This is a genomic window from Pilibacter termitis, assembly GCF_900167335.1.
GTDB classification, from domain to species: Bacteria; Bacillota; Bacilli; order Lactobacillales; family Streptococcaceae; genus Pilibacter; species Pilibacter termitis.
The window spans coordinates 1-13,312 of record NZ_FUXI01000018.1 but is presented as its reverse complement, the minus strand read 5'-3'; the positions used below and the strand labels follow the sequence as shown (position 1 = coordinate 13,312).

Sequence of the window (13,312 nt, the reverse complement as noted above, 5' to 3'; positions counted from 1 at the left end):
CACAGCTAGACAAAAAGAAAAGCTACGAGGGGCGTTCAGGAGTTGGTCGCAGTGAGCCATGCCATTTACTTGCCTGAAGCAGAGCTTCAGGTGGCGTTGCGAACAGCGACTCAACTCCTGCCCCTCACAGCTAGACAAAGAAAAGCAAGCGGGGCGTTTTGAAGTTTGTGGCAGTTAGCCGTGCTGTTTATTTCTTGTTCCCCCTCGTTTCGCCTAAAAAAGTTCGCATGACTCGTGCGAACTTTTTTGGATATGAATATGGGTACCTCTAAAAGAAAATTTAGTTTTCCTTTGTCTGAGTCGCCTTTTGTTCTTTTGGAGCATTTGGGCGTGTGATTTTAGCGAAATCGTTATTTTCTACTTGGATAGAAGTAATTCTATCTGGTAGGTGATGATATTTTTTCATTACACGTTTGTGGTGGATTTTCCCTGTTACTCTGGCAATAGAAAACACGAGCTTGGAAAGAGAAAAACCAATCAAAAGAGAAAATAACACCATTACAAGCAACATAAATGTTGAATTGCTATAACTTGAATGGAATACTTTGTTTGAAAATTGGTACATGGTAAACATAGATAAAATCGTACAAACTCCGCCAAGTGCATATCTGGCAAAAAAGACAACATCTTCTTGCGTAAAGACGACTCGTACGGTTTCTTCTGAACGAATGATTTCTAGTTGTTTTTGTAGTTTTAAATGTTCTTTTTTCTTTTTATTGTTTGCTTTATAATAAGCCTCATCAAAGGCAACGTTTTTTAAATTATCTGTCCGAATTTCCATAATGAAACTCCTATATCTATAAATAAATTATCAAATTAACTCTACCCTTTTTTAGTATTTTAGCACTTACGAATGGAAAAAAACATATAATTTCTTTTACAGATTGTTACAAAAATGTTTCGTTGAAAAAAGAAACAGATAGCTTTCATTTTTGTGGAAATTTGATAAGATAGAAACGAACGAAATTTTAGGGTAGCTCGAAAAAGCTCGCTTACTACCAAGTTAGCAATTTAGGATTTAGAGGTATCCTCTGGAAAGAGAAGTAGACAAATGGAAATTACAGCAACAGCAGAGAGCGTTGAACAAGCACGAGCATTGCTTGAGGCAGGTGTTGATAGACTCTATATTGGTAACGATACGTTTGCCTTGAGATTGCCACATTCATTTTCAAGAGAAGAAATCAAGGAAATAACAGATTATGCACATTTAGCGGGAAAAACGGTGAGTGTTGCAGTGAATGCGATTTTCCACCCTGAAAAAATGAAATTGGTGCCAGAGTATTTGGATTTTCTTTCTTCTATTGGTGTCGATAGAATTGTCGTAGGCGACGTTGGTGTGATTCACTTGCTTACAAAGGATAATCGCTTTTCATTGCCATACATTTATGACGGAGCGACATTAGTGACAAGTAGCCGTCAAGTCAATTTTTGGGCAGAATATGGTGCAGTAGAGGCGGTTATTGCTCGAGAAGTTCCTTTTGAGGAATTGAAAAAAATGAGTGAGAACTTGAAAATTTCTGGTGAGATTTTGGTTTACGGAGCAACGGCTATTCATCAATCGAAACGACCGCTCTTGCAAAATTATTATAATTTTATCCAATCAGACGAGAGGAAAGACAAGGAGCGAGATTTGTTTCTTTCAGAACCGAAAGCTCCAGAAACGCATTATTCGATTTACGAAGATGAGCATGGTACGCATATTTTTGCAAACAACGACATCAATTTGATGTTGCAATTAGATAAGCTAAAAGCATATAATTATACACATTGGAAACTAGATGGAATTTATACGAAAGGTGAAGCATTTGTTGAGATAGCAAAACTTTTTGTTCAAGCAAAAAAAGAAATTTTGGCGGGAAGTTGGGACATAAGCAAGGCTGCTTTACTTGATGAACAAGTGAGAAAACTGCACCCGAAACACCGTGGAATTGACGAAGGATTTTTCCATTTAGACCCGAAAGCGATAGTATAAGGGTAGCTTTAAAAATATTGTTACAGTTTTGGAGAGAAACTCTCTTTTTCAACTAACATTATGTAGGAAATCTTACAATCTTGAAAATTGAAGATTTTCCTCAAGTATTATAGAGGAGAATAGAAATGACGAAAAAATTAAAAAGACCTGAAGTATTAGCACCAGCAGGAACGTTGGAAAAATTAAAAGTGGCAATTCACTATGGTGCAGATGCGGTTTATATAGGTGGCAATGCGTATGGTTTACGCAGTCGAGCGGGAAATTTTTCCTTTGATGAAATGCGTGAGGGGGTAGAATTTGCCAAAAAGTACGGAGCAAAAGTCTATGTCGCAGCCAATATGGTGACGCATGAGGGAAATGAAGACGGAGCAGGAGAATGGTTTCGCACATTGCGTGATATAGGTATTTCTGCCGTTATCGTCTCAGACCCTGCGTTGATTGAAATTGCCTTGAGCGAGGCAGAAGGCTTGCCAGTTCACCTGTCAACGCAACAAAGTGCGACCAACTATGAAACGTTGGAATTTTGGAAATCACGAGGGCTTGAACGTGTGGTGCTAGGACGTGAAGTTTCCATGGAGGAAGTGGCGGAAATTCGTGCCAATACCGATGTCGAAATCGAGGCATTTGTGCATGGAGCAATGTGTATTTCTTATTCTGGACGTTGTACGCTTAGCAATCATATGAGTATGCGAGATGCCAATCGTGGTGGTTGTTCACAAAGTTGTCGTTGGAAATATGAATTGTATGATATGCCATTTGGTACAGAAAGAAATGTTATTCAAGGTGAAATTCCAGAAGAGTTTTCAATGAGTGCGGTGGATATGAGCATGATTGAGCATATTCCAGATATGATTGAAAATGGTGTAGATAGCTTGAAAATTGAAGGACGCATGAAATCCATTCATTACGTTTCAACGGTTTCAAATGTCTATAAAGCAGCAGTTGATAGCTACATGGAAGACCCAGAAAATTGGGTGTGCAAGCAAGAATGGATTGATGAGCTTTGGAAAGTGGCTCAGCGTGAATTGTCTACTGGATTTTATTACCACGTGCCAACGGAAAACGAACAACTTTTCGGTGCGAGAAGAAAAATTCCGCAATATAAATTTGTCGGTGAAGTCGTAGATTATGATGAAACAAGTGGGATTGCAAAAATTCGCCAGAGAAATGTAATGACACTTGGTGATGAGATAGAGTTTTACGGCCCTAATTTCCACCATTTTGAAACAGTAATCGAAAAAATGTGGAACGAGGACGGAGAAGAAATAGATAGAGCTCCGAACCCTATGGAAATCATCACCATGCCTGTTCCGCAAAAAGTGGAAATAGGAGAAATGATTCGCCGAAAAGCTGACGGACTGATAAATCTTTACAAAGAGGATAAAGTTGTAGTAAAACGAGTGTGACAAAGAAAAGTGGAGAGGGGCGTTCTGAAGTCTGTGGCAGTGAGCCGTGCCGTTTACTTGCTGCTACACTTCGTTTCGCATACAGTCTTTCTAAGAATCAAAGATTCTTGAAAGACTAGCATCGAAACGCTAGTTTCGAGTGGCACTGCGACCAGCCGTCAAACTTCAGCCCCTCGTAGCTAGACAAAGAAAAGCTACGAAGGGCGTTCAGGGGATTGTCGCAGTGAGCCATGCCGTTTACTTGCCTGAAGCAGAGCTTCAGGTGGCATTGCGAACAGCGACCAAGCCCCTGCCCCTCTTAGCTAGACACAGAAAAGCGAAGAAGTGCGTTTTGAAGTCTGTGGCAGTGAGCCACGTCGTTTATTTACTCGCAACGTTAGTTGCGATCGACGTTGTGAACAGCCACCAGACTTCAGCCCCTCTTAGCTAGACACAGAAAAGCAAGCGGGGCGTTCTGAAGTTTGCAACAGTGAGCCACAGCATTTACTTGCTGGAAACGCAGTTTCAAGTAGCGTTGCGAACAGTTGCCAAACTTCAGCCCCTCTTAGCTAGACAAAAAAAGCTGGAACAAAATTCAAAATCGAGTTTTGTCCAGCCTCTTTTTAGTTGAATCATCAAATTTACAACTACTCTCATCAATCCCAATCTTTTACACTATCCCAAGAAACAAAATGTTTTTGATACTCCTCTTGTAAATTGCTTTGTTTGTCTATTTCTACAAGATTTTTCTCGTGGAGAAATAGAATTTTTGTGGCAACTTTATTGAGATTTTCTAGGTTGTGCGAAGAATAAAGCATGATTTTTTTCTTTTTTTGCAAATATAGTAGCATTTTATTTAGCACCAAAATATTTGTCGGGTCAAGTCCGTTGATAGGTTCGTCAAATAACAACACGTCCGCATCACTTATCACGTAAAGCGTGAGCAGAACGCTTTGTTTCAAACCAAGTGAAAGTTTTTTTATCGGTGTATTTCGTATTTTTTGCAAGGAAAATTTTTCCATAATCTCCTCAACTTCGACATTGCTCTTCCACACTTTTTTGACCAAAGCCAAATGGTCGTAGACAGTCAAATCATTGAAAAGTGTTTCGACATTTTCCAAGAAAAAGAGTTGTTTTTTGTAGGAAATTTCTTCGTGAGAAAATTCCTTATAGGAAATATTGCCACTCTTGTAAGGGAGAGTATTGGCGATGATTTTCAAAAGTGTCGTTTTTCCTGTACCGTTTGGTGCAACAAGTCCAACAATTTCACAAGGTTCAACTGCAAGGTCGATGTTATCAAGTATTTTTTTCTTTCCATAAGAGAAAGAAAGGTGATTGATTTTTAACATAATACTCCCCCTTTTCTCAGATGATTTGGGATAAATGAAAGTATGGCAAAAATACAGATATACGCACTAATCACTAGAGTCGCCTGGCTAAAACTAGGATAAAATCCATTTCCCCCTTGTAAGTACGGTGTATTTTTTAATATTTTTGCGATATTGCTGTAAGAACCGATAAAAAGTTGTTTAAATCCAAGCATTTTCTCCTCTTGCAAGACTGGAGCTGTTTCCAATAAAAATAAGAACGCATTTGCTATAAATAGCACAAAAATGTTCTTCGTCCATTTTGCCAAACAATAGTTGAACACAACGATAAACAAAAGAAACAGTACAAATAGGAAACAGAATTTCCATAGAAATTGGCTGGCACTTATGAACGTTACACTTCCTTTGCTAACTGCAACGGCAAAGGGGTAATTTGCCTCACCTAAGCCAAAGAATAACGAATTGGCAAGGAAGAACAAAGCAATCGCACCAAGAAATGAAAGCGAGAAATAAAGGAAGAAATAACTAAGTTTTGCGAGAGTTTTCTTCCAGTTTTGCGTTGGGAAAATATCAACAAACTCCTTTGACTTACTTTTTTCTGCTTGGAAAAATACATAAGCAGAGAAAAGTGAAAGAAATAACAGGAGCAAATGGCTTTGAAGCGATGTACTCACAATTTCTTGAAAAAGATTGAACGTAGGTTTCTTGCGTTGAGTGCTAAAAAGGTACTCGTTTTTATTTTTCAAAATTTTTTGATATTCGATCTGGCTTAGTTTGTCCAATAATCTACCGATCGGATCTAACGCTCGTGGATCCTCTAGTCGATTGTTTACCTCGGCTAGTTTTCCTTTGACGAATTTTTGTTTATCTCTTTGATCAATTGCTTGAAGGATTTTTTCCTTTATTTCAAGCGTCTTGATTAAACTTGCATTTTGTTTAGGATTTTCGTTTAATTTCTCGAGAGTCTGTTCTTCACCATTTGCATTAAATGCACGAGTTAAAGTCATTGAAGAACGCTCGTTTTCCCAACCGTCAAAAAATTCTTCTTCATGAGAGTTTTGAACGCAGAAGAAAGTGAAAATAATCAAGAGTAAAAGTGGAACAACAAATATATTTTTGTCACGAATGTTTTTTTTGAGTTCTAGTAGAAAAGTGTAGTTCATATTTCCTCCTTGGTATGCGTTTTCTTATATAATTTTTATTATAAAAGAGGACAATGGAAAAAGAAAGAAAAATGATTTTTTTTTGGAGGTAGTTTATGGTAAAAAAAACGGTTTATTTTTAGAGGTACCTTAAGTGAAATTGAAGTATTTAGACCACTTCATATTTTAAAATTATATGACAGAGATTTCATTTCTGTCTTTTTTTTGCGGAATTATTTTCAATTTGAGTAAACTATGTTATGATATTCTGGTTAAAACTATGTTATAAAGGGGGAACACGAGTGAGTGATAAGAACACGACACGTCCCGGAGAGTCATTTAAAGATCAAGTGATGAGAGCGTTAGAAGAGGGGAATGGTCAAGTACCGCCGAATTATTCGAGTTCTTCTAAGAAAACGCAGAGAAGTAATCCTAAGAATAAGCAACGTAAAGCACCAGCTACTCCTGCTAAAAAAGGAGAAAAGCGTAGCACTTCCCAACTTCCTAAGCAAGAGCAAAAACAGCGAAGTAATGCTACTAGAAGTCGCAATACAGCGAGTAAAGAATTGCCAAAAAGAAATCAAGTGGAGCAAAAACGTTTACCTAAGAAAAAAGGGCGAGCGGATTTTGACGGAAAAGACAAAGAGGATAGAATTGTTGGACGTATTGTCAAAACAGTGATTATCGCACTGGTCATTCTCTTGGTAATCGTAGGGATTTCTGGGTGGAGCTATATCAACAAGGCACTTCAGCCGTATGATACAACGGATAAAACATTCGTTCAAGTGGAAATTCCAATCGGTTCTAGCAACAAACAAATCGGTGGCATTTTAGAGCAGAAGAAAATTATCCGTAGTGGTATGGTGTTCAACTATTTCACCAAGTTTCACAATTTATCTAAATTCCAAAGTGGCTACTATAATATGCAGCCGAGTATGTCGCTAGAGGAAATTGCGAAGATTTTACAAAAAGGTGGAACGCAAAAACCAGAGTTGCCAGTGCTTGGCAAAGTGTTGATTCCAGAAGGATACACGATTGACCAAATAGCTGAGGCGATTGCAAGCAATGCGAATAGTAAATCAGCAGAAAAAACGCCATTTACAAAAGATGAATTTCTGAAATTGATAAAATCAGATGAATTTTTCAATGAAATGAAACAAAAATATCCAGAACTTTTGACGAGTGCCGCTGAGGCGACGGGCGTGAAATACAAACTTGAGGGTTATCTTTTCCCAGCGACGTATGACTACAACGAAAAAACAACGCTGAAATCTTTAGTGGAGACAATGATTGCGACAATGGACCAAACGTTGCAAAATTATTATCCTACGATTAAAGCGAAAGGTTTGAGCGTGCAGGAAGTGCTTGCTTTAGCGAGCTATGTGGAAAAAGAAGGGGCGACAGAGGACGATAGACGAAATATTGCACAAGTATTCTTCAATCGTATCAAAGCGGAAATGCCACTTCAAACGAATATTTCTATTTTGTACGCAGAAGGTCGCCTTGGGCAGAAAATTTCTGCAGAAGAAGATAAGAAAATCAATACGAATATCAATAGTCCGTATAATTTATACACAAATCAAGGAACAGGGCCGGGTCCTGTTGACTCGCCAAGTCTTATGGCGATAGAGGCGGTCATTGAGCCAAAACCTAATGATTATTTATTCTTCTTAGCAGACATCAAAACTGGCAAAGTTTATTTTGCAAAAACTTACGAAGAGCATGAAGCATTAGTTGCAGAGCATTTGTAATTACTTTACCATTTGCATGGAAATTTTTTCTGTGCAAGTGGTACTTTTTTATTGTATTTGCAACGTGAAAAGTGTAAAATTGCACTCGATAAAGAAAACTTTATTGTTAAGGGAAACCCCTTAATAATAGAAAATAAAAACAAAGAATTTTGATTGGTATCCTTATACTAGGGAGAAGAAATCAAAAGATAAAAAATGAAAAGGTGAAGAACATGGCAGAAAAAATTTTTGAAATGACTCGTGAGGGATACGAGAACTTAGAAAAAGAATTGGATCGCTTGATTACAGTGGAGCGTCCAGAAGTGATTGAACGTATAAAAATTGCACGCTCTTATGGTGATTTGTCGGAGAACTCAGAGTATGAAAGTGCAAGAAATGAACAAGCTCTCCTTGAGGGGAAAATTGCTGAAATTGAAAAACAAATTCGTTTCGCACAAATCGTAGATAGCGATGCAATTGCAGAAGATGAAGTTTCGATTGGGAAAAAAGTAACATTCATCGAATTGCCAAACGGTGAGGAAGAAGTCTACTACATCGTTGGGAGTGCGGAAGCCAACCCACTTGCAGGAAAAATCTCAAACGAAAGTCCTGTCGCTTCTGCAATGATCGGGAAAAAGATTGGAGACGAAGTAAATATTTCGACACCTTCTGGTGAAATGGTTATCAAAATCGTGAAAGTTGAAAAACATTAAGATGAAATGGTCATTACTTGAATTAAGAAAATACCAACACGAACCTCTTCAATTTGAGACAACGCTCGATTTGAAAGAAGAATTGCTTTCTCGTGAGGAATGTCTCATGGATATTTCGCCAATTGATGTGAAAGGAATGTTAACAGTTAACAAAGAAGACTACCTTTTGCATTATGTTATGGTCTACAACATGACACTTCCTTCCTCACGTAGTCTTGTTCCTGTCTTAGTAGAACAAGAAATTACCGTTGATGAAGTCTTTATGACACAAGAGATGTGGGAGAAAAATAGCATTGATGAGGCTGATGAGAGTATATTGCTTATCGAAGGGCAAACTATTTCATTAGACGAATCTGTTGCGGATAACATTTTGCTTGAAATTCCATTGAAAGTGCTGAGTGCAGAAGAACAAGCGGCAACCGTTTTTCCTAGCGGTAATGAGTGGGAATTGATAAGTGAAGAAGAATACAAAGAACAACAGCGACAAAAAGAAAAAACAAAAGATAACTCCGCTTTCTCTCAACTAGCAGATTTTTTTGAGGACGAAGAATCATAATCAAATAAAAGCATTCCAAAAGTAAGAGATTTATTTTTTTGGAGTGCTTTTTTTAAAAAGAGGGATAAAAATAAAGAAAAGCAGAAGAAAGAACGCTAAAATTGTTTACAAATAAAGAATTTATGAGCTTTTCAGGTGAAAGTGTTTTGGCGTAAGAATGCGTTTTCTAATAATTCAGTTAAAAAATTATACATATTAGTTTAAAAATGAGAAAAAATTCGTTATACTGTTAGTAGTAAGTGAAAAGGTTCTGTATAGAAATCGGGAAAATGAGAAAGATTTGCGATTGAAAAAGAGAATAAAAAACAAATCGTAAAAAATGAACAGGATTACCTGTCAAAAACAAGGAGGAATATCATGTCGAAAGCCAATTTTGGTGTTGTAGGAATGGCAGTAATGGGGAAAAATCTTGCGTTAAATATTGAAAGTCGTGGATTCACCGTTGCAATTTTTAATCGTACCTCATCAAAAACAGAGGATGTTATCAAAGAACATTCAGACAAAAATTTTGTACCAACTTATTCTATTGAGGAATTTGTTGCATCTCTTGAAAAACCACGTCGCATTATGTTAATGGTGCAAGCTGGAAAAGCGACAGATGCGACGATTCAATCTCTCTTGCCACATTTGGATAAAGGAGATGTGTTGATTGACGGAGGGAATACGCACTTCCCTGATACCATTCGCCGTAATCAAGAGTTAGATGCCTCAGGAATTAACTTCATTGGTACAGGTGTTTCTGGTGGTGAAAAAGGTGCTTTAGAGGGACCTTCTATTATGCCGGGGGGGCAAAAAGAAGCGTATGACTTGATTGCACCTGTTTTTGAACAAATTGCAGCCAAAGCCGAGGACGGTACACCTTGCGTCACCTATATTGGTCCAAACGGAGCAGGTCACTATGTGAAAATGGTACACAATGGCATTGAATATGGCGATATGCAGTTGATTGCAGAAAGTTATGATTTATTGCACCGTGTGCTTGGTCTGAGTGTAGAGGAAATTGCAGAGATTTTTGCAGACTGGAATAAAGGAGAATTGGACAGTTACCTTATCGAAATTACAGCAGACATTTTGACTCGCAAAGATGATTTGAGTGAACAATGGATTGTGGAAAGTATCCTTGATACTGCTGGCAATAAGGGAACAGGTAAATGGACAAGTCAATCTGCATTAGACTTAGGTGTACCATTGCCATTGATTACAGAGTCTGTTTTTGCTCGTTTCATTTCTGCATACAAAGACGAACGTGTAAAAGCGAGCAAAGTCTTGAGCGGTCCAGAGGCGAAATTTGAAGGAAATGTAGAAGAATTGGTCGAAAAAATTCGTCAAGCACTCTATTTCTCAAAAATCATGAGCTACGCACAAGGATTTGCTCAAATGAAAGCTGCCTCTGCTGAAGAAAATTGGGATTTGCCATTCGGTGAAATCGCAAAAATTTGGCGTTCAGGCTGTATCATTCGTGCAAGATTCTTGCAAAAAATAACAGATGCGTATGAAAAAAATGCAGATTTAGACAATCTATTATTGGACGATTACTTCAAAGACATTACGCTCAACTACCAACAAGCTGTACGTGATGTAGTGACACTTGCGGTAAATGCAGGGATTCCAGTTCCGACATTCTCAAGTGCATTAGCGTACTTTGATAGCTATCGCAGTGAAGTATTACCAGCAAACATTATCCAAGCTCAAAGAGACTATTTCGGAGCTCACACTTACGAACGTACGGATAGAGAAGGGATTTATCATTACTCTTGGTATGATGAAGCCTAATTTTTCAAAAGAAATACACAACCCAACAACCCAACCAAAACCTAAAATAAGGAGATTCCAATGAGTAAAATATTAATTATCGAGGACGAAAAGAATCTTGCCCTTTTCCTTGAGCTAGAGCTCAAGCATGAAGGCTATGAAACAGAAGTTCATTACAATGGACGGACTGGACTTGATGCAGCACTTGAAGGAGAATGGGATGCGATTCTGCTTGATTTGATGTTGCCAGAATTGAACGGCTTAGAAGTCGCTCGTCGTGTTCGTCAAAATAAAAATACACCAATTATCATGATGACCGCACGTGACTCAGTAATCGACCGTGTAAGTGGATTGGATCATGGTGCAGATGACTACATCGTGAAACCTTTCGCAATTGAAGAAATCTTGGCTCGCCTACGTGCCTTGCTTCGTCGTGTAGCAATTGAGGGCGAAAAAACTGCTCAAAAATCAACGAATGTTGCCTACCGTGATTTGCTGATTGAAAAAGAAAATCGCGTAGTACGCCGTGACAATCAAATTATCAACTTAACCAAGCGTGAGTATGAATTACTCCTTGCTTTAATGGAAAGCGTGAATGTTGTTCTTTCACGTGAACATTTGTTGCAAAAAGTTTGGGGATATGAAAGTGAATCTGAAACGAATGTAGTAGACGTGTATATTCGTTATCTTCGTAACAAAATTGATATTCCGGGAGAAGAAAGCTATATCCAGACAGTGCGTGGTACTGGATATGTTATGCGTCAATAATGGAAAAAAAGCAAAACAACCTCAAAGGCCCATCTTTAACAATAAAGTGGGCTTTTGCTAGTACTCTGTTCATTTTTATCGTGTTCACGATATTTGCGGTAATCACCTATAAAACCTCTGTTGATTTGATAATAAATAAGGAACGCACAAAATTTGAAGAAACAGTTGCAGAAGTTGGGACACGTTTGAGTGGAGTGGAGGAAGATTTGACAGAAATCAAAACTGTTCAAAGTTTGCAAACGGACGGCAAAGAGACGACAAAAATGAATGATGACGGGACGTTTCAGTCGGATTTAGCTCAGCTCAATTCATTTTTCGGCGAACTTGCCCAGCCAGAGCTAAGCATTTATGTTTACAATATGGAAAAGGAAATGGTTTTTTCTACGAAAAATCAGCCAATGAATTTGCTGAAAAAACCAGACGGAACGACCAGTGTTACGACTATTGACAATCATATCGGCTATTTGCTTGTCCGCGAAGTGCATAGTAAGAAAAACGGTCAGCTTATCGGATATGTGCAGGCATTTTACTATTTAAACGAATTTTATTCTATTCGCTCGCAACTTTTGATTACGTTGTTGGTTTTAGAAGTGCTTAGTCTTGTGCTAAGTAGCGTTTTAGGCTATTTTCTAGCAAATTATTTCCTCCAACCATTAGGAAAATTGCGAAATACCATGCTTGTCATCAAAAATGACCCGCAAAGTAATATTGAAATGGAAAAAATTCATACGGGTGACGAGTTAGAAGACTTATCGGAAATTTTCAATGAAATGATGGAGAAAATGAGGAGTTATATTGAGCAGCAGGAGCAATTTGTTAGTGATGTATCGCACGAACTCCGCACACCTGTTGCGATTATTGAGGGACATCTTTCCATGTTAAACCGTTGGGGGAAAAATGAACCAGAAATTTTAGAAGAAGGTCTGTCTGCCTCCTTGCAAGAGGTCAACCGTATGAAGAGTTTAGTCCAAGAAATGTTAGATTTATCACGAGCAGGAGCAATGGACGTTTCTTTCCAAGAAAAATCTACACGAGGACGAGAAGTGATTACACAGGTGGTTAATAATTTCAAATTGCTTTATCCAGATTTTCATTTAGAGTTGAAAGATGAATTGCACGAAGGAAAAATTGTGCAAATTTATCGCAATCATCTTGAGCAACTTGTGATTATTCTTTTGGAAAATGCGATAAAATACTCTGTTGATAAAAAAGAGGTCGTCATTACTATTGGTGAAGTAGACAATCGGTTTGTATTTTCCGTGCAAGATTTTGGCGAGGGAATGGAAAGCGAAGAAGTGAAACGGATTTTTGATCGTTTTTACCGCATAGACAAGGCACGTGCTAGAACAAAAGGCGGGAATGGTCTAGGGTTATCCATTGCCAAACAACTTATCGAAAACTACAAAGGAAAAATTGATGTGACAAGCGAATTAGGGCGTGGCACAACGTTTACGATTTCTCTACCGCTTGCTATAAATCAATATGAAACAATTGACTAAATGAAAAGCCACATGAATTTGTTGAGTTCATGTGGCTATTTTTTAATCGATTATTTCTTCCCAATCCCCGTCACATTATCCAACTCCGTCCGCACGATTAACACATCACAAGGTGCATGACGAATGACGTATTCTGATACACTTCCTACCAATAAACGCTCAATTGCATTCAATCCAGTTGCTCCGAGCATAATCAAGTCCACTTGTTGTTCGACTGGAATTTGGCGAGCCAAAACGCTCTTAGGACTTCCGTATTCCACGACAGTCACGACTTCCGATACACCCATTCCAAGTGCTTGATTTTTGTAATCGTTCAATGTTTGTTGTGCCAATTCTTGTGCCTGTTCAGCTAACGTGCCGTCAAAACTTGCGACCGTCTGAAACGCTCGTGTGTCAATGACGTGTGCCAAAACTAATTTTCCTTCGTTTCGCAATGCCACATTGACCGCTTTTTGAAACGCCACCTC

At 38.3% G+C, this 13,312-nt stretch carries 14 protein-coding genes; 10 read left to right on the top strand and 4 right to left on the bottom strand.

What is annotated here, in order from left to right; all coding sequences use genetic code 11:
• Positions 1-280: 280 nt before the first annotated feature.
• A complete protein-coding gene (locus tag B5D30_RS08055; protein ID WP_078807556.1) occupies positions 281-781 on the bottom strand; it encodes a hypothetical protein in 501 nt (166 codons plus the stop codon).
• A gap of 270 nt (positions 782-1,051) precedes the next feature.
• On the opposite strand from B5D30_RS08055, the gene B5D30_RS08050 reads away from it, so the two are divergent.
• The 4 genes from B5D30_RS08050 to B5D30_RS13685 all read left to right on the top strand — a co-directional run bounded on the left by B5D30_RS08050 (position 1,052) and on the right by B5D30_RS13685 (position 3,988).
• Positions 1,052-1,972 carry a peptidase U32 family protein gene (locus B5D30_RS08050; RefSeq protein WP_078807555.1) on the top strand — a complete coding sequence of 307 codons (921 nt, stop codon included), beginning with the start codon at positions 1,052-1,054 and terminating at the stop codon, positions 1,970-1,972.
• 125 nt (positions 1,973-2,097) lie between these two features.
• On the top strand, positions 2,098-3,378 hold the full coding sequence (locus B5D30_RS08045; RefSeq protein ID WP_078807554.1) for a peptidase U32 family protein: 1,281 nt from the start codon (positions 2,098-2,100) through the stop codon (positions 3,376-3,378).
• A gap of 139 nt (positions 3,379-3,517) precedes the next feature.
• On the top strand, positions 3,518-3,808 hold the full coding sequence (locus B5D30_RS13200; RefSeq protein ID WP_144399537.1) for a hypothetical protein: 291 nt from the start codon (positions 3,518-3,520) through the stop codon (positions 3,806-3,808).
• Between the two features lie 39 nt (positions 3,809-3,847).
• Positions 3,848-3,988, top strand: a complete 141-nt coding sequence (locus tag B5D30_RS13685; protein ID WP_159443266.1) for a hypothetical protein — start codon at positions 3,848-3,850, stop codon at positions 3,986-3,988.
• A gap of 25 nt (positions 3,989-4,013) precedes the next feature.
• On the opposite strand, the gene B5D30_RS08040 is transcribed toward B5D30_RS13685, so the two are convergent.
• On the bottom strand, positions 4,014-4,706 hold the full coding sequence (locus B5D30_RS08040; protein ID WP_078807553.1) for an ATP-binding cassette domain-containing protein: 693 nt from the start codon (positions 4,704-4,706) through the stop codon (positions 4,014-4,016).
• Positions 4,700-5,848, bottom strand: coding sequence for a hypothetical protein (locus tag B5D30_RS08035; protein WP_078807552.1), 1,149 nt, complete (start codon positions 5,846-5,848; stop codon positions 4,700-4,702). Before B5D30_RS08035 ends, B5D30_RS08040 begins: the two co-directional genes overlap by 7 nt.
• A 281-nt stretch (positions 5,849-6,129) precedes the next feature.
• Between B5D30_RS08035 and mltG the strand changes: the two genes are divergently transcribed.
• From mltG to B5D30_RS08005, 6 genes are all read left to right on the top strand, one after another.
• Positions 6,130-7,578, top strand: a complete 1,449-nt coding sequence (gene mltG, locus B5D30_RS08030) for an endolytic transglycosylase MltG (RefSeq protein ID WP_159443265.1) — start codon at positions 6,130-6,132, stop codon at positions 7,576-7,578.
• 212 nt (positions 7,579-7,790) lie between these two features.
• Entirely contained in the window at positions 7,791-8,270 is a 480-nt protein-coding gene (gene greA / locus B5D30_RS08025; RefSeq protein WP_078807550.1) for a transcription elongation factor GreA, read from the top strand.
• A gap of 1 nt (position 8,271) precedes the next feature.
• Positions 8,272-8,826 carry a YceD family protein gene (locus B5D30_RS08020; protein ID WP_078807549.1) on the top strand — a complete coding sequence of 185 codons (555 nt, stop codon included), beginning with the start codon at positions 8,272-8,274 and terminating at the stop codon, positions 8,824-8,826.
• Between the two features lie 357 nt (positions 8,827-9,183).
• Positions 9,184-10,599: an NADP-dependent phosphogluconate dehydrogenase gene (gene gndA, locus B5D30_RS08015; protein ID WP_078807548.1), complete on the top strand. Its 1,416-nt coding sequence runs from the start codon at positions 9,184-9,186 to the stop codon at positions 10,597-10,599.
• Between the two features lie 60 nt (positions 10,600-10,659).
• On the top strand, positions 10,660-11,346 hold the full coding sequence (locus B5D30_RS08010; RefSeq protein ID WP_078807547.1) for a response regulator transcription factor: 687 nt from the start codon (positions 10,660-10,662) through the stop codon (positions 11,344-11,346).
• Positions 11,346-12,845, top strand: a complete 1,500-nt coding sequence (locus tag B5D30_RS08005) for a HAMP domain-containing sensor histidine kinase (protein WP_078807546.1) — start codon at positions 11,346-11,348, stop codon at positions 12,843-12,845. Before B5D30_RS08010 ends, B5D30_RS08005 begins: the two co-directional genes overlap by 1 nt.
• 50 nt (positions 12,846-12,895) lie before the next feature.
• Here B5D30_RS08005 and B5D30_RS08000 read toward each other — a convergent pair.
• Positions 12,896-13,312 (bottom strand): universal stress protein (locus tag B5D30_RS08000; RefSeq protein WP_144399536.1); only part of this gene is annotated, 417 nt, incomplete at its 5' end.

Bases quoted from the DNA above. Each gene is read 5' to 3' on its own strand.
- B5D30_RS08040 (WP_078807553.1), bottom strand. From the start codon at position 4,706: ATGTTAAAAATCAATCACCTTTCTTTCTCTTATGGAAAGAAAAAAATA.
- B5D30_RS08050 (WP_078807555.1), top strand. From the start codon at position 1,052: ATGGAAATTACAGCAACAGCAGAGAGCGTTGAACAAGCACGAGCATTG.
- greA (WP_078807550.1), top strand. From the start codon at position 7,791: ATGGCAGAAAAAATTTTTGAAATGACTCGTGAGGGATACGAGAACTTA.
- B5D30_RS08010 (WP_078807547.1), top strand. From the start codon at position 10,660: ATGAGTAAAATATTAATTATCGAGGACGAAAAGAATCTTGCCCTTTTC.
- B5D30_RS08055 (WP_078807556.1), bottom strand. From the start codon at position 781: ATGGAAATTCGGACAGATAATTTAAAAAACGTTGCCTTTGATGAGGCT.
- B5D30_RS08005 (WP_078807546.1), top strand. From the start codon at position 11,346: ATGGAAAAAAAGCAAAACAACCTCAAAGGCCCATCTTTAACAATAAAG.
- B5D30_RS08020 (WP_078807549.1), top strand. From the start codon at position 8,272: ATGAAATGGTCATTACTTGAATTAAGAAAATACCAACACGAACCTCTT.
- gndA (WP_078807548.1), top strand. From the start codon at position 9,184: ATGTCGAAAGCCAATTTTGGTGTTGTAGGAATGGCAGTAATGGGGAAA.
- B5D30_RS08035 (WP_078807552.1), bottom strand. From the start codon at position 5,848: ATGAACTACACTTTTCTACTAGAACTCAAAAAAAACATTCGTGACAAA.
- B5D30_RS08045 (WP_078807554.1), top strand. From the start codon at position 2,098: ATGACGAAAAAATTAAAAAGACCTGAAGTATTAGCACCAGCAGGAACG.